Genomic DNA, 19626 nt, shown 5'->3' with positions numbered 1-19626 from the left:
GCATGGCTCGCGCAAACAATCCGAGAGCCCTCATCATGAGCGGCTACGGGATCAACTCCGAGATGGAGACAGCGGAAGTCCTGATGCGGGCGGGCATGGCGTCCGATATCGTCCACATCAACGACCTCATCGCGGGGGAGAAGACCCTCTCCGACTACCGGCTGATGGTCTTCCCCGGCGGGTTCTCCTACGGCGACGACACGGGCGCCGGCAACGCCTACGCGAACCGCGTCCGGAACAACCTCTGGAGCGACGTAAAGGAGTTCCTCGCGGGCGACAACCTGGTGCTCGGGATCTGCAACGGGTTCCAGATCCTCGCGAACCTCGGCCTGGTCCCGGCGTTCGACCGGGACTACCCCCGCGAGATCGCCCTGATGCCGAACAGGAAGGGCGTGCTGGAGTGCCGGTTCGTCACCCTGAAGCCTGCCGCGGATAACCTCTGGACAAAGGGCATCTCGCACATCTACTGCCCCGTCTCCCACGGTGAGGGGAACTTCTCCTGTTCGGAGGAGACCCTGAAGCGGATCGAGCGGGAAGGGATGGTCGCGTTCCGCTACTCGCGCGACGACCTCTCCCCCGCGGGAGGGGAGTACCCCTACAACCCGAACGGGTCGGTTGCGGACATCGCCGGGATAACCTCGGCGGACGGCAAGGTTCTCGGGCTGATGCCGCACCCCGAGAGGGCGATGGAGTTCGTGAACCTCTATGACTGGCCGGTGAGAAAAGAGCGGCTGAAGCGCGAGAAAAAACCCCTGCCCACCGAGTCGATGAACATGCAGCTCTTCCGTAACATCGTCGATTACTTCGGGAAATAAGCATCCCCGCAATTTTTTGGGTGAAGGGGGGAACTCCGCCCGCAATGAACACCTCCCTTTCCCCGGCATAAAACTATATTATTCTCCGGGAGAATATCGGCCAGAACCGGGGAGGAGTCACCACGAAGATCAGGGTCACCCATTGTTTTGCAGAGGAGAGCGCCGATACGCCTGCGGTCCTGGAAGTCGAGGTCGACCAGGCGGACGTCCCCTCTGCAGACGAGATCCTGACGTTCGCCTCCGTTCACGGGAACTTCGTCTGCATCTCCGACCGCATCTTCCGCCGGTTCGAGATCATCCTCCCTCCTAACAGCCGCCTTGAGATCCTCAAGGACGCGCTTCTCCAGGTCGTCCACCTCGACCGCGAGGCCTCCGGGGGCTCCGGGCTCAACCCCTACGAGGTCGAGGACTTCGTCGACGCGCTCGAGCGGACGCGGCAGAAGGTGGTCGCCGGCGACGACAGCGCCTGACGTCGTGTTTCGTTCACCTTTTTGCCCTGGACCGCGAACCGATACGTGATCGGAGTGACAAACAAGGAGAGAGGGGTGTGCGGGCTCGCCGCCAACACCATCCATACCATGGACTGCATCGAGGGCATGCGGCGCCTGACGGCGGGCTCCGTCGACGTCATCGTCACGTCGCCGCCCTACAACATCGGGAAGGACTACAACTCCTACGACGACAAACAACCCCGCGAGGACTACCTCGACTGGATCGGAGAGATCGCCGCCGGAACGGCGCGGATCCTTGCCGACGACGGTTCGTTCTTCCTCAACATCGGCGGCAAACCCCGCGACCCCTGGATCCCCTTCGACGTCGTCCAGCGGTTCCGCCCCCACTTCGAACTGCAGAACGTCATCCACTGGGTCAAGTCGATCGCGATCGAGAAGGAGGACGTCGGCGACTACGAGAAGATCGCCGGGGATATCGCCGTCGGCCACTACCAGCCGGTGAACAGCGCTCGCTACCTGAGCCAGTGCCACGAGCACATCTTCCATTTCACGAAGAAAGGGGACGTGGCGCTCGATAAACTGGCGGTCGGCGTACCCTACCAGGACAAGAGCAACATCGGCCGGTGGAAGGCGGCGGAGCGCGACCTCCGGGACCGGGGGAACACCTGGTTCATCCCCTACCGGACGATCCGCTCCTCCCGGCCGCACCCGACCAGTTTCCCGGAGAAACTCCCCGAGATGTGTATCCGGCTCCACGGCTGCCGGCCCGGGATGCTCGTCATGGATCCGTTCATGGGTATCGGGAGCACGGCGCTTGCGGCCATCGCCCTCGGTGCGGACTACATCGGGTTCGAGATCGACCTCGAATACCGGGAGATCGCACAGAGCCGGATCGCCGAAGCGCGCCGCGAACGAGAACAGGACTGAACCTGGCGGATATTTTATCCCCAAAACCCCAACGAGAGACTGATGGAGACCCTCATCGCCTTCGCCGTCACCCTCGCGGCAATAACCGTCGCGTCGCTCAGGTACCGCCTCCCGCCGTTCCTGACACTCGTAGGGGCATCCATCCTCTTCGGCCTCCTCTCCCGCATGCCGGCGGAGACGATCGTTACGGTTGCCACGACCGGCGCCGGCCGGATCTTCACCCTCCTCGGGATCGTCATCTTCTGCGGGGTCGGCATTGCCCAGGTTCTCCGCGAGAGCGGCCGGATCGCGGATATCGTCGCCGATATCCGGGGGCTGGTGCGCCGCCCCCTCGTCACGGCGGGAGCGGCCGGCTATCTCCTCTCCGTCCCGCTGATGTGCGGCATCACCTCGTTCGTCATCCTCGCCCCCATCATCACGCACCTCTCTTTCGACGGCCGGGCATCCAGGACCCTCCTCTACTGCGCCGGCGTCGCCGGGATGATATCCTACGTGCTCCTCTACCCCGCTCCCGTCGTCTACTCGACCATAACGGCCCTCGGCCTCTCCGGCCGCCCCTGGGATATCGACCTCGTCGCCCTCCCCCTCTCCCTCCTTCTCCTCGCCGGGCTCCTCCTCGCCATGCGAGGACGGATGCCGCCGGCCGAAGAGGCGGAAGAACCGGCGACCAGGCGGAACCATCGTGCCTGGCTGCCGTTCATCGTTATCCTCGGGATGCTCGCAATCGGGTCGTTCGTCCCGCACCTCCACGCTCTCGCAAACATCAACCTTGCGCTCCTCGCCGGCCTCTTTGCAGCCCTTGCCACCGTTCCGGGCGACGTCCGGGAGAAAGCGCTTCATAAGGGAACGAAGAACGCCGGGATCATCATCTTCGACCTCGCCGGTGCCGGGGCGCTCGGCGGCGTCATCGCCGCAAGCTCCTTCCCCGCGGACGTGACCGTGCTGGTCGCGGCCCATCTTCCCCTGATCATCCTCCCGTTCGTCATCGCCGCCCTGGTGCAGGCGGCGCAGGGCTCAAGGGTCGTGACCGCGGCCGTCACCGGCGCCATCCTCGCCACGACCCCGGCCATCACGGCGATCAACCCGCTCGCCCTGGTGCTCATGGTCTCCGCGGGAGCGCTCATGTTCTCCTACGTCAGCGACCCTTTCTTCTGGCTGCTCAAACGGACGACCGGCGACGACTTCTCCGCGGTCGTGCGAAACTACACCCTGCCGCTCTCGGCGGCAGGGATCGTCACGCTCGCGGCGGCACTGGTCGTCCAGGCCGTTCTGTGACGGAATCCCCCACCTCTTCCCACCAATATTAATCAAAAATTTGGTCACGACCATGCCTATTATATAATCCAGGCGGTATGTAGTCCCTGCCAGAGGGAGAATGATGGAAATAAAGTACGTATCGACGACATGCCCGTACTGTGGCACCGGGTGCGGGTTCAACCTTGTCGTCCGGGACGGCAAGGTCTTTGACGTGGCGCACTGGCAGCGCGCGCCCGTCAACGGGGGCAAACTCTGCCCTAAAGGGCGCTACGCCCACGAATTTGTCAACAGCCCCGATCGCCTCACGAAACCGCTGATCAAGAAGGACGGCGAGTTTGTCGAGGCGACCTGGGACGAAGCCTACGACCTGATCGCGGAGAAGTTCAAATCCTATAAACCCGACGAGGTAGCCTGCCTCTCCTCCGCCCGGACATCAAACGAGGAGAACTACCTGATGCAGAAGTTCGCCCGGGTGGCGCTCAAGACCCTCCACGTCGACCACTGCGCCCGGCTCTGCCACGCGTCCACCGTCGCGGGCCTCGCAGCAGTCTTCGGGTCGGGGGCGATGACCAACTCGATCAAGGACATCGCCGAGTCGAAGTGCGTCTTCGTCCTCGGGTCCAACACCTTCGAGCAGCACCCGCTGATCGGGCGGAGCATCATCCGTGCGAAAGAGGGGGGTGGAAAGCTGATCGTGGCCGACCCGCGCCTCACCCCCACCGCGAAGCAGGCCGACCTCTACATGCCGTTCGTCTCCGGCACCGACGTCGCTATCCTGAACGGACTGATGCAGGAGATCATCAGAAACGGCCGGGAGGATAAAGAGTTCATCGAGAGGCGTACGAAAGACTTCGAGAAACTCAAGGAGGCCGTCATGAAGGATGACTACAGCCTTGAGAACGTCTCGAAGGTCTCCGGCATCCCGGTCGAGAGCCTCAGGACTGCGGCCGAGTGGATCGCAACCGCCGACGTCGCCGCGCTCATCTACTCGATGGGTATCACCCAGCACACCGTCGGCGTCGACAACGTCAAATCGACCGCCAACCTGATGATGCTCACCGGCAACATGGGCAAGCCCGGTGGCGGTGTCAACCCGCTCCGCGGCCAGAACAATGTCCAGGGCGCCTGCGACATGGGAGCCCTCCCGAACGTCTACTCCGGCTACCAGAAGGTCACCGACGAGGCGGCGCAGAAGAAGATGAAGGAGATGTGGGGCGTTGACGAGCTTGCCGAGGGCAAAGTAGGCTACACCGTCACCGAGATGGTCAACGTCCTCGCCGAGAGCCCCGGCGAACTCAAAGCGATGTACATCATGGGCGAGAACCCGATGCTCTCCGACCCGGACCTCACCCACGTCGAGGAAGGGCTCAGGAACCTCGAGTTTCTGGTCGTCCAGGACATCTTCATGAGTGAGACCGCTGAACTCGCCGACGTCGTTCTGCCTGCGGCATGCTACGCGGAGAAGGACGGCACCCAGACGAACACCGAACGGCGGGTCCAGCGCTGGAAGAAGGCGCAGGAGCCCCCGGGCGAGGCGAAAGAAGACTGGAAGATCCTCTGCGAACTCGGGAGCAAAATGGGCTACCCGGAGCAGTTTACGTTCGAGAGCCCCGAAGCGGTCTTCGACGAAGTCGCCGCCGTCACGCCGTCCTATCACGGCATGTCCTACGCCCGCCTCGATCCCGACGGCCTGCACTGGCCCTGTCCGACCGAGGAGCACCCGGGAACCCCGATCCTTCATCGGGAGACGTTCGCCATGCCCGACGGGCTCGGGGTCTTCTCCCCAATCGAGTGGAAGCCGCCCGCAGAGGTGCCGGACGATGAGTACCCCTACGTCCTCACGACCGGTCGCACGATCTGGCAGTGGCACACCGGCACCATGACCCGCCGGTCGTGGAGCCTTGAGATGGAGGCGCCCATCGGCTGGATCGAGATCAACTCCGAGGATGCAAAAGAACTCGGGATCGAGGACGACGAGGTCGTCCGGGCGAGCACCCGGCGGGGCTCGGTCGAGATCCCCGCACGGGTCACCCCGGAGATCATCAAGGGCGTCATGTTCATCCCGTTCCACTACAAAGAGCATCCGGCAAACAGGCTGACCCACAACGCGCTTGATCCCGTAGCGAAGATCCCCGAGTACAAGGCCTGTGCCGTGAAGGTTGAGAAGATCACCGAGGAGGCTTGAAAATGGCAGGAAAAGGTGATTTACTCTACGCATGGACGACGAACGACGAACTCAGGGAGAAAGCGGAGACCGGCGGGGCGGTCACCGCGCTGCTGCGCCACGCCCTCGAGAGCGGCATGGTCGACGCGGTCTTTGCGGTGAGGAAAGGCGCGGACGTCTACGACGCGATGCCGGCCATGATCACCGATCCCGCCGAGATCGGGGGGATTGCGGGATCGCTCCACTGCGGCACCCTGCTGCTCCCCAAGCAGATGCGGCGCTGCCTTCTCTCCACCGATCCAAACATGAAGATCGCAACCGTCCTCAAAGGCTGCGACGTCAAGGCGATCTACGAGATGGCGAAGCGCAACCAGGTCAACCTGGACAACATCATCATCATCGGCCTCAACTGCGGTGGCACCATCCGGCCGGAGACGGCCCGGATCATCGTCCGGGAGAAGCTCGGGCTTGACCCCGACGATGTCGTCAAGGAAGAGATCGACAAAGGAAAGTTCATCGTCATCACAAAGGACGGCGAGCACGCCTCGATCTCGATCGATGAACTCGAAGAAGGATCGGAGGATCTTCTCGGGGATCAGGGCCTCGGCCGCCGCTCGAACTGCCGCCGGTGCAAGATCAAGATCCCGCGCCAGGTGGACCTCGCCTGCGGCAACTGGGGCGTTATTGGGGAGAAAGCCGGGAACGCCACGTTCGTCGAGGTCTGCTCCGAGAAGGGTGCAAACCTCCTCAACGCCGCCGTGAAGACCGGGGCGGTCGCCACCGAGCCCGCGAACCCGAAAGGGATCGAGATCCGCGGCAAGGTCGAGAACGCGATGCTGAAACTCGGCGACAAGTGGCGGGAACGCTACTTTGGGGCGCTCGGCGAGGGCACGGAGCGCCTGAACAAGATCCGGGAGCAGACCTCCCGGTGCATCAAGTGCTACTCCTGCATCGAGAACTGCCCGATCTGCTACTGCGTCGAGTGCAGCACAAGGAAAGACTACCTGGTCGAGCCCGGCGTCATCCCGCCGCCGTTCATGTTCCACCTGATCCGGTTCGCGCACATCTCCGATTCCTGCGTCAACTGCGGCCAGTGCGAGGAACTCTGCCCCGTGGAGATCTCGAACTCGGTCTTCATGCACGCCATCCAGACCGATCTCGAAGAACTCTTCGGGTTCCACCCGGGCGAGGACATGACCCCGCCGGTGCTCGCGCTCGTAGAAGAGAGTGCAGAGCGCGACCGGCTCATCGCCACCGGGAGCGACCAGATCTTCGATGTCTTCCGCTGACTGCGGTTCAACCCTCCATTACCGACCCTTTTTTCCCGTCGGGACTGCTCCCCGAAACCGTATCCGGTTCGATCAGAGTGCTGTTCGCAGAACGGTATTTTCCCCCGGATTGTGACGTTTTTCTGACGTACGCTTTCATGACGTCCGTTCGAGTGACAAAACCCGAGAGTGTCCTCGGGTCTTTCTCCGGGACGACGGGCAGGTGATGGATATCGTGCTCGGTCATCAGATCCAGAGCCTCGCGTAGCGTACAGGCATGATGCACGGTGAACACCCGTGAACTCATGACATTTTCCACCGGTACGTCGTACTCGTCATTCATCCGGTTATCCCTGACATCATCGAGAGCGATCATGCCGACGAGCTTCCCTTCTCTATCGAGCACCGGAAACCCGGTATGTAGCGTCTCGTCGATCAGGCAGAGCACCTTCCCGGTGGTATCATCGGGCGATACGGCGACGATCCGGTCGCGGGGCACCATAACATCCCTCACACGAATATCCTGAAGCATCTCTATCATATACTCGTCCCGGTGAGCAGCCGATTGGGATCGGTTCAGCACCTGCTCACAGAAGATGGTGGACTGTCCGATGAGAAGAACCGCTACTGAGACGGCACCCATCGCCGGCACGAGCAGGGAGAAGTCGCCGGTCATTTCTACGACCATGATCATGACCGCGATCGGTGCGTGTGAGATCGCACCGAAGAAGGCGATCATCCCGACGACGAAGAAGACCGGCACGGATTCGGCAGGCACAACCCCGGGGAGCGCGAGGTGCAGCAGCGATCCGACGGCACCTCCCGTCGCCCCGCCGATAACCAGTCCCGGTGCGAAGACGCCGCCGCTCCCCCCGGAACCGATGGTGAGCGACGTCGTCAGGATCTTCGCAAACGGGAGGAAGAGCAGCACCCCGACAGGGAGCATGTTATACAACGCGAGTTGTGCAAAGCCGTATCCGGTTCCGAGGCTGCCGATCCCGACGAGTGCCGCTTCGGGGGAGAGAGCCGCAAGAGCAAGAACGAACGTGCCGGTGAGAAATGCCCCGGTGAGGGGTTTGAAGTGATTTGGGATCTTCAGGTGGCTGAATACCCTTTTAAACACCCGGTTTGTCCCATAAAACGTGTTAATGTAAATCAGGCCGACCGCAGTCGAGACCACGCCGAGGAGGAGGAAGAGTGGGATCTGAGAAATATTCCAGGAGGTCACTCCGGAACCAAAGACCGGTTCAAACCCTTCAATCAGGCCGAAGATGGCGTATCCGATGACCGAAGCCAGAAATGCGGGAACGATTGCTTCGGTCTCGAAATCCTGTTTGTAGAGGATCTCCGCAGCGAGGATTGCTCCCCCGAGAGGCGCCATGAAGATCGTGCCGATTCCCGCACCCACGCCGGTGGCGATAGCAAGCCTCCGCTCACGGGCGGAGAGGCCTAAAAGATCGGCAGCGATCGAACCGAAACCGGCAGACATCTGTGCAGTCGGCCCTTCACGCCCGGCACTCCCCCCCGTCGAGATGGTCAGGACGGCAGTGACCGCTTTGACGAGGGGAACGCGCCAGCGTACCCGTCCCTCTCCATGAAACGCCTTTATTGCTGCATCCGTCCCGTGGCCTTCCGCTTCTGGGGCAAGGGTGTAGACCAGGAGGCCGGAGAGGAGCCCTCCGAAACATATGACGGGGAGGATCATCCAGAGATGATCGGGAGGAGCCCATTGAGCGATATCCTGGAGAGTTTGCCCCTCCTTCGGGAGGTGGAACCCGACGATGCCTTCCATGAAAAATGCAGTTCCCAGTTTCAGTCCTTCGAAAAAGAACAGAGCGCCGAGGCCGGATATGAGCCCGACGACGATGGCGATAAGTACGATCCTTCTATAGGGAGTGACGGTTTCCTCGATCTGCATGGAATGCATGGAGGTTTGTCTGTCCAACATTTATGTGATTTGATTAACTGCATTCAGGAGTATACGCAAAAAGGTTCTCGTGCGACGGCACTCAGGCACCGACCACCACCAGAAGCCCGACAACGCCCCTATAGCACGCGATGTCCGGCGAGAGGAACCCTAACAGCAGGGCCGCAGCCGCAACCGGTAGAGGGGCGGTATATCCGTATCACCGGGAGGAGCATGACACCGGACGGCGGTTTGCGGTCAGCCGTAATCGGGGGCACCCGTCTCCGGGAAACTGTCGGACCCGGACCCCGGAGAGGCGGGGCGCACCCCCCGGGGGGAGAGTGCCACGGAAGCTTCAGGGCCGTTCAAAACGAGGCACATTCCGGAGAGGAGTAACTCATTAAATCGAAAAAATATGCTTTTTTTCAAAAAGGGCGAGATGTAACCGCCATTTACGCCCGATATTGAAGCATGTCCCGACGCGCACACATCTACGGCGATTTTACCGGGCGTCCGGTACCCCGGCATAAATACGTTTGGAAAACGCGGGATCTGCGCGCCCGCCTCCGCACACCAGTCCAAAAGCCTGCTTAAAATCGCATATATTCTGCGTGGACGCGTGCGTAATGGCAAAAGCATCGTTTATTGATATCCGGTGTTTAACGACAGGAATTAACTTAAAGCGCGGATAAACGCTTGAATTTGAGTTATCTTCGCCGCGCACAGCGATCATTTCGAAACCTATTACTAGCACTCTCAAATTACTGATTAACTAGACCTATCCATTCGAATTACTTGATGGTATAGGTAGGACGTTTAGAGAGGTGTATGAAAAATGGTATTCCATCCTCCAGTTGCTATCGTAGCAAAAGCGGGTGATGCAGGAAAGTACAAGGTCGGACTGCCGGCCTGGAACATGTTCCTGCGTGGTATCCTGTCCGGAGCGTTCATCGCGATGGGTGCTGCCCTGGCGACGATCTGTTCGACCGGTATCCAGGCAACCGATGTCGCGATGCGGTTCGGTACCGCGAGTCCTGGTATCTCCCAGCTCGTTCTGGGTGCTGTCTTCCCTGTTGGGCTTATCATCACAATCATGACCGGTGCCGAGCTCTTCACCGGCGACGCGATGCTCGCCCCCATGGCGGCGTTCGTCCACAAGGTCAGCTGGGTAAGTGTGCTCAACCTCTGGGTCTGGGTATATATCGGCAACCTGGTCGGGTCGGTTCTCTTCGCGTATATCGTGGCATACGGTCCGTACGCCAGCTTTGATGCCACAGGAGCCGCGACGCTCACCGCGTTTGGTCTACGAGCAGTAGGCATAGCAACTGCAAAGACGAGTTACGTCGGTGCCGCGGCGTTGTGGTCGCTCTTCCTCAAGGGAATCGCCTGCAACTGGCTCGTCAACCTTGCTGTCCTGCTCGGTATATGCGCCGACGACGCGATCGGCAAGATCGTCGGTATCTGGTTCCCGATCTTCGCTTTCGTTGCCAGCGGGTTTGAGCACAGCGTTGCGAACATGTACTTTATCCCTGCAGGTATCTTCTGTACAGGCATCGACCCATCAGCAGCAGTCGAGACCCTGAACTGGGTGACAATGTGGACCAACAACATCATTGTGGTCACACTTGGTAACATCGTCGGCGGTCTGTTCTTCGTCGGTGTTCTCTACTGGGTCGCATTCAGAAAGGAAATTGCAGCCCTTAAGTAAACCTGATTGACGATGCAAATCGGAGATGTCAAAGTGAGGGTGACGGCCGTTACCGTGGCCGTCTTCCTCTTTTTTATTGTCCTGATCGCTGTGTATGTCTTCACAACCGGGGAGATATACTCGCTGTTTTGGACGGTTCCGGCGGCAGCCATGCTGCTTCTCATACCCATGGCACTCAACTACATGAGCCAGAAGCAGTATGCATCGCTGGTGCCGATGTATGAAGCGGAAGCAAAGAACGTCCGGATACGGGAGATCAACTTAAACAAGCTCGGCGAACCGATACGCATAAAGGGTGTTGTCGAGCGGGTCTACTTCCAGTTCCTCAACCGGCCGCAGTACCTCGTCGCCGACCGGACAGGTGAGATATCGGTCAAGATGTTCACCTCGCCGGCAGAAGACGTGCAGAATGGTGATGTGGTCGAGGTGCTCGGAACCGTCGTCAAACGCTACATCATGACCGGAGAAGCGGTCGTCAACTGCGTCTCCATACGGAAAATCAAGAACGATCAGTAATTCCGACGCCCGGAGGGCGTCAAGCAATTCAGTGAAGGGACGGCGGAAACAGGATGTTTCCTGCCCGAATCACCTTCGTGCATTGTAGCTAAAACGTATTTTCAAGCCCGTCGTCTATCGGCTTTGCTCGCGGTTTTCTGTTGAGTTCCTCGATATACTCCTCGAAGAGATGGATCCGGGTGCTCACCGGGAAGGGTATCCCGATGGTACTGATGACCGCCTCTCCGCGCTCGAGCGTCTGAATCTCAGTATCCAGGCGGGAGAGATCCTGTTTTGCGCTGCTTGCTATGGTGTCGCGATCGCCGCGATCGGAGAGCCCCATCACCACAAAGGTGTTCAACTGCGCAAGAACCCGGGCGTCGATGTTTTTGGGCTGCTGGGTGACCACGCAGAGCCCCACGCCGAACTTCCGCCCCTCCATCGCCGCCTCGCGGAACGTCCTGGTGTTCCCGAGCCCCGAGCCCAGCACCCGCTGCGCCTCCTCGATGGTGATCAGCACCTGCCTGGGCTCCTCCTCGCCCCCGGCCTCCTCGCCCTGGTGGCTGCGCATGATCTTCCGCGTTATAATCGAGAGGACAAAGAGTTCGCTCTGCTCGCTCATCCCCGGGATGTCGATCAGGACGACTTTGTTCTCGTGGAGCGCCTTCATGACATCCGGGATAGAGGAGCCCTGCCTCCGGAAGAAGCCCCGGTTCCGGTTCATCATCCCCGCGATGCGCCGCTGCATCACCGAGAGCGTGCTCGGCGAGAAGTTCTTCAGGTCGTTCGCAATCCGGGGGTGCCGGCCGGTGTAGGTCTCGGCGTCGAAGGTCGCGAAGTCGGTGCTCTGGAAGAAGTCGATCACTTCGGAACCGGGCGTGCTCTCGAGCATCTCCACGACCTCGCGCTGGGGCGGCGAGTGCTCGTAGAGGAGGAGGAGATCGGGCGCCCTGAAGTCGTCGTAGTCCAGGTAGAGCTGGTTTAAGTGGTACTTCCGCCTGAACTCCTCCGGCCGGGTGGAGAAGACCTCGAGTCCGTCACGGCCGGCCTGGTAATGCAGGAGCCCCATGGTAGTCTCTCCGCTCGACGACCGTCCTCCCGCCACGTACTCTCCGTGCGGGTCGACGATGAGGAGCCCGAACTCGCGTGCCCTCATGCAGGAGGCACAGAAGACCTTCATGAAGTTGCTCTTCCCCATACCGGTCGTCGCAAAGACGCCCATGTGCTGGCGCATCACCTGCGCGTGGAGCGCCACCCTGACGTCCTTCAAGACGCCCTGGCCGGTCTTCATCACGCCGACCTCGATCTCGCCCATCACCTGCGCGAGGAACGCGAAATCGCGCGACTCCGGGCGCTCGACGCGGGAGAACTTCGCGGGGAGCGTCCGGGGTTTGCGGAAGGTGCCGTCTTCTCCGACGTACCCGAGGGGCGTTGCCTCGACGAGGATGAAGACATTCTCCCCGATCCCGTAGAAGTGCTCGGTATGGGGGCGCGTGTCCCACTTCGGGTCGGAGAAGTTGCAGTCGTGGAGGAGGTCGTTCACCTTCGCAAAGAACGTCAGCCCTTTGACACTGTCCGTGATCTTCAGCACGTCCCCGAGATAGAGTTCCGCATCGTGGGGGACGGCAAACCGGTAACCGAGCACCCGGTCACCGATCAGCCGGTATTTCGAGGCGTCGTCGCCGTCAATATCGGTCAAACTCGTCATGATAGTCACCAAAGATGCCGGTGTAGTCGACAAGGCTCATGCCGAGCCGGTCCATGTCCCGGATGATGTCCTGGCGGACCTGATCGACCGCATCCTTCCCGATCTTGGTGGTGAGGTGGGCGTCGAGGAGCGGGTACGGGTAGCCCGCGACCCTCCCGTCGTCGGCGTAGGCTGCGAGCGCCGAGAAGACCCGTTCGACCTTCTCCGCGCTGTAGAATGTCGGGATCTCGACCTTGAACGCCCGCTCTGCCCGCGGGTGCAGCCGGGCGACGTACTGCTCGCCCCGCTGCTTCCAGGTGCGTGTCTCCCGCCGGTCGATCAGGCCGTCGGCGGCGGAGACGCAGAGGTACCAGGGTCCGGGGACGCCGAGGTCGCGTGCAAGCCCCTCCGCCGCCGGGACAATCGGGTGTCCGCCGCCCCAGGTAAGCGACGTCCGTTTCGTCACCGCGGCGATGAGCACGCCACGGAGGTTGCAGAGGTTCAGGAGTTTCTCGACGACCTCGTCGTGGCTTGCGTGGCGGACCTGGAGCGTGCCGTCGAGGACGATGAGATCGCCGGCATCGAGCTCCGCGGCCATCTCCATCGCTGCCCAGAACTCAAGGGTATCCCGTATGACGGCGGTGTTCCGGACCGGGTCGTCGTGGTCAAGGTGTACCTTCGGGGTGCAGTGGAAACAGTCGTGATAGATCTCGTCGAAGTCCTCGTTTCCCCTTCCCGGGTTGACCGTGACGATCTGGAGAGGCGTCGTCCGGTGGTGGAGGCGCGAACCGCCCGCGTACGAACTGATCGATGCCCGGATAGCGGCAACGGCAAAACTGCCGGCATCGAGGATGACGGTGTTGCTTCCGTCCACCGCGCAGACCGCGCCGTCAAACCTGGACGGGCAGCGGCGGTAGGATGATGTATTAAACCCGCCGGCGGCCGCGAACCGTCCGGGGAGGTCAGGTGGAGCGCACTCGCGGATTCGCCCTGCGATCCGTCGGATCGCGTCCCGGTAAACAGTTTTCGGATCGGTCATTCGAACTCCCTGACCGTGCTGGCCTGGTCTGTGCCCATCTCGACCATCAGCGTCGTCGAGAACTCGTCCTGGACCTCGGTGATGTGGGATATCAGGAGGATCTGGGGGAAATGGGCTTCCTGGGTCCGGAGCGCCCGGAGAAGGTTGTTGCGCCGCCCCTCATCCTGGCTCCCGAAGATCTCGTCGAAGATCAGGAACGTGGAGTCATGCACCTCGTTCACCTCGGCGAGGAACCGGGAGAGCGCCACCCGGAGGGCGATGGCGATGTCGTCCTGCTCGCCGCCGCTGAACCGGTCGGCCGGATAGTCGTCGCCCATGTCGTGGACGAGGACGGTGAAGTCGTCGTCCAGCATCACCGTGCCGTAACGCCCGTCGGTGATCTCCGCAAGCACCCTCCCCGCCTCCTCCTCGATCTGGTCCCTGACCACCTGGAGGAGGTAGTCGGTGTAATCTTTGATCAGCGACCGGGTCAGCTTCATCCGCCCGATTTCCTCGTTGAGCACCTCCTGCTGCCGAAGGAGGTCATCCGCACGCGAGAGCCTTCCGGCCTCTTTCTCGATATCCAGTTTAAGGCCGTTTATCCGGAAAATAGCGGCGGTTCTCTGCTCCCGCACCACCGCAAGAGCCCGTTCGCAGCCCGCGACCCGCTCTTCCGCCGCTGCGACAGCCTCCTCTTTGAACCCAAGTTCTTCGACAGCCTCCCCGACCCGGAGCAGTTCGGCCTCCCTCTTCGCGAGGAGAACCCGCTTCGCCTCCAGCGCCTCAACCAGCCTCGGGACTTCTTCGAGGCGGACGCGGAGTTCGAACGCTCTCCGGTGCGCCGCTTCGGCACGCCCGTACTCCTCGTTGAGGCGCGCAAACCGATCAGGATCGAACGCGAGGCGGGCGAGTTCATCGCGGATAGCCTGCAGCCTCTCCTCGAACTCGTTGACTCGTGCGGAGACGCCCTGCAGTTCCTCTTCCAGCGCCGGCCGCCGCAGAAGCCGGGCCTTTGCTTCCGTGTATGCCTGGTAGGACGGCTCAAGTGCCCGCGCCTCGGCCTCCAGCCGCTGCAGGGCCGCCAGGTCGAACCCGAGCCGGGAGATCTTCGCTTCAAGTTCCTCTTTGCGGCTGAGGTAGTCCTCGACGTCGATGATGAGCCGCTGCCGCTCCTCCTGGAGGACAGGGAGGCGGCTGCACTCGCCCCGGAGGGTATTGGACGCCGTCCGTTTCTCGGTGAGAGCGCGGATCCGCTCCTTGAGGGCGGCATGCGCCGCCGGGTCGTACCCCTCCATGCCGAGCGCCCGCATCGCCGCACGATGACCCTCCGCCTCGGCCCGCCACCGCTCTCCGACGCTCGCGCTCTGCTCATACCGGGACGAATACAGCGCGTGCTGCTCTTTCAAGCGCTGGGAGACGGTGCGCTGCCCGTAAAGATCCTTCAGCGCCGCAACGAGGCTCTCGCGGTCGGCGGTCGCCCTTGCATACTCGCCATCAAGATCGGCGAGCGTCTTCTGCATCGCCGCGGCGGTATCTGCAAGATCGCCGACCAGTTCCTCATAATGGTCACCGAGACCCTGGTGGCACGTCGGACACGATCCCTCCGGGCCGGCGGCAAGGATCTCCGCCCGGTGTTCGGCAAGCCTTCGGATCTCCTCGCGGATCCCCTCCTGCCGTTCGGCGCACGCGCTGATCCGCGAGGTCAGGTACTCTTTCCGGCTCTCCGCGGATTCGATCTCATCCTCGATCGAGCCCATCCCGGCAAGCTGCCGGGCAAGCCCGGCAATCTCGCTCTCGAGAAGACTCATCTCTTCGGAGGCCGCGTCGACCTCCCGCAGGCACCGCTCCTCCTGCCGGGCGAGTTCCTGAGCCCGGAGGAACACCTCCTCACGGGTCAGGAGAGCATCGTAGTCCCCGATCTCTTCTTCAAGCGCGCGAAGATGTCCGACCTTCTCCTCGATCCCTTCGATCTCCGTCCGGTTTTCCCCGACACGCCGCTCGATCTGGGCAAACCGCTCGTCCATGCGTGCGAGTTCCTCGTGGAGAGCATCGTACTCCGGCTGGAGTTCTTTCATCGCAGCGATACGCTCACGGAGGCCCTGCCACTCCCCGACGTCGCGCTTGAGATCCGCAACCGCTTTTTCGTCCTCTGCAAGCGCGGCGAGTTCTGCCTCGACCTTCGTGCGGCGCTCGCCGTACTCCCGGATCTGCTCTTCTGCGGCGTTCGCTTCGAGAGTCAGGCGTTCAACGAGTGCTTTCTCCTCGGCCATCGCGGCCGCCTCGGCTTTCAGGGTCTCGTAGCGGTCGGCAAGGAGAGCGAGTCCTTCGAGTTCGGCCTGCACCCGCTGCCGTTCGGCGATCTCCTCTTCCGTCTCCCGGCACTCAGTGCGGAGCCGCTCGATCTCAGCCGCGAGCATTCCCCCTTCCCGAGCAAGGTGCAGATAACGCTCGCGCACAGAGAGCAGCCGGTCGCGCTCCGTGCGCGCACCATCGAGTCCCTCCATGGCAGCCGTCTCTCTCCCCAGGGCCTTCTCTGCCTCCTCCTCCGCCCCGGCAAGTTCCACGCGGAGCGTCGCAAGGCGACCGCGAACCCCTTCGGCATCCAGTTCCTGGAGCCGGCCGGAGATCTCGCGGCAACTCCCTTCCCGCGCATCGATGAGCGATTTGAGACGTTCCATGCTGTCCTTCTTGAGGTAATCGATGCCCAGCACCTGCATGAACCAGTCCTTCCGGGATCCGGCCCTGCTCTCGAGCAGGGCGAGGAGTTCCTTCTGCCCGGCGTAGATGGTGTTTCGGAAATCGCCCGGACCCATGCCGACGACCCGTTGCACTTCCTGCCCCACCTTCTGGACGCTGTTTGCGAGGAGTTTCTGGTTCAGGTAGAGGTTTGCCTCGTGAAGGTTTGAAGAGGCGCGGCGTTTGAATTTCCGGACGACGGCGTACTCGTTGCCGTCGACCGAGAAGTCCAGGCGAACCTCACAGACGTCCTGCGGTCCCGCAAAGGAGCTGACGATGTAATCCCCGTCAAGCCCGGTGCCCTGCAGGCCGTAAAGAGCGAAGAGAACGGCAGAGACGATACTGCTCTTACCGGTTCCATTGTTTCCGACGATCCCCGTGATGCCGTCCTGGAAGACAATCTCCTGCTCACGGAAGCGTTTGAAGTTGCGCATCCGGAGTTTATTCAGCAGCACGCTCTCCCTCTTTATGGCACGCTATGACCGATCGGAGAACCTCCGTCCCCGTCTTCTTCACGAACTCCTCGTCGGCGGGAGCGAGGTGCTCCTTCTCCACGAACCGCTCGAACTCGGCGACGTAGTCGATGCCGACAAGCGAGTCTTCGTAAAAGATCCGGGACGGGTCGTCGACGGCCAGCACCTGCAGCTTGAGGTCCAGCGCACGGTTCCGGATATCCTGAAGCGCCTTCTGGTCGAGCGCGCGGAGCGTATCTCGGCGTATCCCGTCGAGCGTGACCTGGCAGATCGCGTGGTGGAGCTTCTTTTCATGGTTATCGACGGCATCGAGGATGCCGTCCACGACCTCTCTGGCCGAGAGTCCGTCGCAGTTGATCCGGCCGAGGCTGAACATCGGCGTGCGCGGAAGATCGATATGCTCGACCTCGCCCGACGCGAGGTCCACGGCGAGGCCCCCCTTCTCCTCCGCGATCTCCCCGTAGTTGCAGTGTTCGAGCGACCCGCTGTACCAGGCGTTGTCCGCGACCTGCACCTGGCCGTGGAAGTGGCCGAGCGCGATGTAGTCGAACCGGTCGGAGAGGATGGTCGCATCCAGCTCGTGCTCGGCGACGGTGTGCAGCCGTTTGTCCTTCAAGATGCTCGCAAGGCCGTGGGTGACGAGCACATTCGTGCCGCTGGAGAACTCGATCCCCTCAAACGCCCTCCGGTAGCCTTCCACCTCGAGCATATTCGGTATCAGGTGAAAGACCGTGTCCCCGAGTTCCACCCGCCGGTAGCGGTTGTGGTGGGCGACGTAGAGGTCGCCTGCAGCGTAGCCGCCTCGCTCCAGCACCTCGAACGGCGACGCCGTGTACCGGGTCTTGGCCATGCTGTGGTTGCCCGCGACCACGAGCACCGGGATCCCCGCATCGTGCAGGCGGGAGAGGGCGTCGAGCGCCGTCGTGTAGGCGCGGGTCTTCGGCTTGACCTGGTGGAAGAGATCGCCCGCGTGGACGAGCGCATCGGGCCGTAAGGCGATGATCCGGTCGACGGCGGCAAGGAAATTGTCGTAGATGAGTTGTTCGCGCAGGTTCATCCCGGTCTCCGGATCAACCCGGTTAAAAGCCGATAATCCGAGATGTGTGTCTGCCAGGTGAACGATCTTCATGCCCAATTAGTCTCCGTGTCGCTTGAGTATAAATGCCTGATCTGCGCGGTGTGAATGTATCCGGCACCGAAAAGGTGTTCATGATACGCGTAATCTAATATATCCTCACTGATATTTGTATGGTGATCTCATGTCAAAAAGAGCCGTTGATGCAGTTTTTCAGGCACTCTTCCTCCTCTCCGACGTCCGGTTCCTCCTGCGGGAGACTGCTCCCGGGCATGACCTCGACGAAGGCCAGAAGGAGCGCGCCGCAAAAACCCTCGAAAAAGTGAAACGGCAGGTTGCAATCCTCGAAGAGGAGTTGGTACGGTGAAGTGCGCGATCGATATCGAGTCCCGCGACGTCGAGGAGATGTACATCAACATCGATCCCATCCAGGCGGGCGGGCGGCTCACCGTCGATGCCATGAAAGCGGCGATAGCATACGGGGACGGTTACTCGGTCTGTGACAACTGCCTGAGCCCCTTCAGGCTCGACTACATCAAGAAGCCACCCATCGCGCAGTTCCACGCCGACCTCGCCGCGTGGCTGAATATGGACACTGCGCGGGTGGTGCCGGGAGCGCGCCGGGGGTTCCAGGCGGTCGCGAGCACATACGTGGAGAAAGGCGACCCGGTCATCGTCACGGCGCTCGCCCACTACACCGAGTTCGTGGCGGTCGAGGAAGCGGGCGGAATTCCGCGTGAGATCCCGAAGGATGCGAAGAACCACATCACCCCCGACGCCGCCGCAGAGAAGATCGAGGCGGTGATCCGGGAGTTCTCGAAGACGCCGCCCCTGCTCTTCATCGACCACGTCGACTACCAGTTCGGGAACGTCCACGACGTCGCGGGCATCATAAAGGTCGCCCACCAGTACGACATCCCGGTCCTCGTCAATGGGGCCTACTCGGTCGGGATCATGCCCGTCGACGGCAAAGCGCTCGGTGCCGACTTCGTGGTCGGGTCGGGCCACAAGAGTATGGCGGCCCCGGCGCCATCGGGGCTCCTCGCGACGACGAACGAGCACGCACAGCGGGTATTCAGGACGACGCAGGCGAAGGGAGACGTCACCGGCCGGACGTTCGGGATAAAAGAGGTCGAGATGATGGGCTGCACCCTGATGGGCGTCACCGTCGTTGGGATGATGGCCTCGTTCCCCCACATCCAGGAGCGGGTGAAGCACTGGGATACCGAGGTGGCGCACTCGCAGACGGTCGTTGACGCCCTCCTCTCCATCGAGGGGACGAAGGTGCTCTCCGACAACCCGCGGCAGCACACCCTGACCCGGATCGATACCCGCGAGTCCTTCGATACGGTAGCGCAGCAGCACAAAAAACGCGGTTACTTCCTCTCGAGCGAGCTGAAGAAACGGGGCATCACCGGCGTCATCCCCGGTTCCACCAGGGTCTGGAAATACAATACTTTCGGGCTGACGGAGAAGCAGATCCGCCACGTCGGGGAGTCGTTTGTCGAGATTGCGCGGGAAAACGGGTTGAATATAGTCTGAGGGAGACCTCGGAATTCTTTTTTGAGCGGGTGCGTGCGGGCCGGGGCGAGTTTGGACGCCTTCTGGTGAGATGTGCGACGGCGAGAGATTGTACACGGCCTCA

General features: G+C 61.7%; 15 protein-coding genes. 9 read left to right on the top strand and 6 right to left on the bottom strand.

Features of this window, described 5'->3' with window-relative positions; translation table 11 throughout:
* The first annotated feature begins 2 nt into the window (after positions 1-2).
* Positions 3-815 (top strand): phosphoribosylformylglycinamidine synthase subunit PurQ, encoded by an 813-nt coding sequence (locus FGW20_RS11395; protein WP_301678215.1) that lies wholly within the window; start codon positions 3-5, stop codon positions 813-815.
* On the opposite strand, the gene FGW20_RS11390 is transcribed toward FGW20_RS11395, so the two are convergent.
* Positions 800-1171 (bottom strand): hypothetical protein, encoded by a 372-nt coding sequence (locus tag FGW20_RS11390; protein ID WP_301678214.1) that lies wholly within the window; start codon positions 1169-1171, stop codon positions 800-802. The two genes, FGW20_RS11395 and FGW20_RS11390, sit on opposite strands and share 16 nt — an antisense overlap.
* A gap of 159 nt (positions 1172-1330) precedes the next feature.
* Between FGW20_RS11390 and FGW20_RS11385 the strand changes: the two genes are divergently transcribed.
* From FGW20_RS11385 to FGW20_RS11370, 4 genes are all read left to right on the top strand, one after another.
* Positions 1331-2194 (top strand): DNA-methyltransferase, encoded by an 864-nt coding sequence (locus FGW20_RS11385; RefSeq protein WP_301678213.1) that lies wholly within the window; start codon positions 1331-1333, stop codon positions 2192-2194.
* 42 nt (positions 2195-2236) lie between these two features.
* On the top strand, positions 2237-3469 hold the full coding sequence (locus FGW20_RS11380; RefSeq protein WP_301678211.1) for a GntP family permease: 1233 nt from the start codon (positions 2237-2239) through the stop codon (positions 3467-3469).
* A 103-nt stretch (positions 3470-3572) separates the two neighbouring features.
* Entirely contained in the window at positions 3573-5636 is a 2064-nt protein-coding gene (fdhF, locus tag FGW20_RS11375) for a formate dehydrogenase subunit alpha (RefSeq protein WP_301678226.1), read from the top strand.
* 2 nt (positions 5637-5638) lie between these two features.
* On the top strand, positions 5639-6904 hold the full coding sequence (locus FGW20_RS11370) for a Coenzyme F420 hydrogenase/dehydrogenase, beta subunit C-terminal domain (RefSeq protein ID WP_301678209.1): 1266 nt from the start codon (positions 5639-5641) through the stop codon (positions 6902-6904).
* A 7-nt stretch (positions 6905-6911) separates the two neighbouring features.
* Here FGW20_RS11370 and FGW20_RS11365 read toward each other — a convergent pair whose 3' ends face one another.
* A complete protein-coding gene (locus tag FGW20_RS11365) occupies positions 6912-8801 on the bottom strand; it encodes a chloride channel protein (RefSeq protein WP_301678208.1) in 1890 nt (629 codons plus the stop codon).
* A gap of 823 nt (positions 8802-9624) precedes the next feature.
* Between FGW20_RS11365 and FGW20_RS11360 the strand changes: the two genes are divergently transcribed.
* Positions 9625-10497, top strand: a complete 873-nt coding sequence (locus FGW20_RS11360; protein WP_301678207.1) for a formate/nitrite transporter family protein — start codon at positions 9625-9627, stop codon at positions 10495-10497.
* Positions 10498-10509: 12 nt separating this feature from the next.
* Positions 10510-11013, top strand: coding sequence for a nucleotide-binding protein (locus FGW20_RS11355; protein ID WP_301678206.1), 504 nt, complete (start codon positions 10510-10512; stop codon positions 11011-11013).
* Positions 11014-11101: 88 nt separating this feature from the next.
* On the opposite strand, the gene FGW20_RS11350 is transcribed toward FGW20_RS11355, so the two are convergent.
* Genes FGW20_RS11350 through FGW20_RS11335 form a run of 4 tightly spaced genes read right to left on the bottom strand, consistent with a single transcriptional unit; the run spans position 11102 to position 18035 of the window.
* Positions 11102-12700, bottom strand: a complete 1599-nt coding sequence (locus FGW20_RS11350) for an ATP-binding protein (protein WP_301678204.1) — start codon at positions 12698-12700, stop codon at positions 11102-11104.
* On the bottom strand, positions 12678-13718 hold the full coding sequence (locus FGW20_RS11345) for a DNA double-strand break repair nuclease NurA (RefSeq protein ID WP_301678203.1): 1041 nt from the start codon (positions 13716-13718) through the stop codon (positions 12678-12680). Before FGW20_RS11345 ends, FGW20_RS11350 begins: the two co-directional genes overlap by 23 nt.
* Positions 13715-16888 (bottom strand): AAA family ATPase, encoded by a 3174-nt coding sequence (locus FGW20_RS11340; RefSeq protein ID WP_301678202.1) that lies wholly within the window; start codon positions 16886-16888, stop codon positions 13715-13717. Before FGW20_RS11340 ends, FGW20_RS11345 begins: the two co-directional genes overlap by 4 nt.
* Positions 16875-18035, bottom strand: a complete 1161-nt coding sequence (locus FGW20_RS11335) for a metallophosphoesterase family protein (RefSeq protein WP_301678201.1) — start codon at positions 18033-18035, stop codon at positions 16875-16877. The genes FGW20_RS11340 and FGW20_RS11335 overlap by 14 nt, the downstream gene beginning before the upstream one ends.
* Positions 18036-18165: 130 nt before the next feature.
* On the opposite strand from FGW20_RS11335, the gene FGW20_RS11330 reads away from it, so the two are divergent.
* Together FGW20_RS11330 and pscS are read left to right on the top strand one after the other, a co-directional pair.
* Positions 18166-18348 (top strand): hypothetical protein, encoded by a 183-nt coding sequence (locus tag FGW20_RS11330; RefSeq protein WP_301678200.1) that lies wholly within the window; start codon positions 18166-18168, stop codon positions 18346-18348.
* On the top strand, positions 18345-19523 hold the full coding sequence (gene pscS, locus FGW20_RS11325; protein WP_301678199.1) for an O-phospho-L-seryl-tRNA:Cys-tRNA synthase: 1179 nt from the start codon (positions 18345-18347) through the stop codon (positions 19521-19523). The genes FGW20_RS11330 and pscS overlap by 4 nt, the downstream gene beginning before the upstream one ends.
* The last annotated feature ends 103 nt before the right edge of the window (positions 19524-19626 follow it).

Origin of the sequence: Methanoculleus methanifontis, from assembly GCF_030464365.1 — an archaeon.
GTDB classification, from domain to species: domain Archaea; phylum Halobacteriota; class Methanomicrobia; order Methanomicrobiales; family Methanoculleaceae; genus Methanoculleus; species Methanoculleus methanifontis.
Note: the sequence above shows the minus strand (reverse complement) of the source record. Positions and strands in the feature narration are given on the sequence as shown.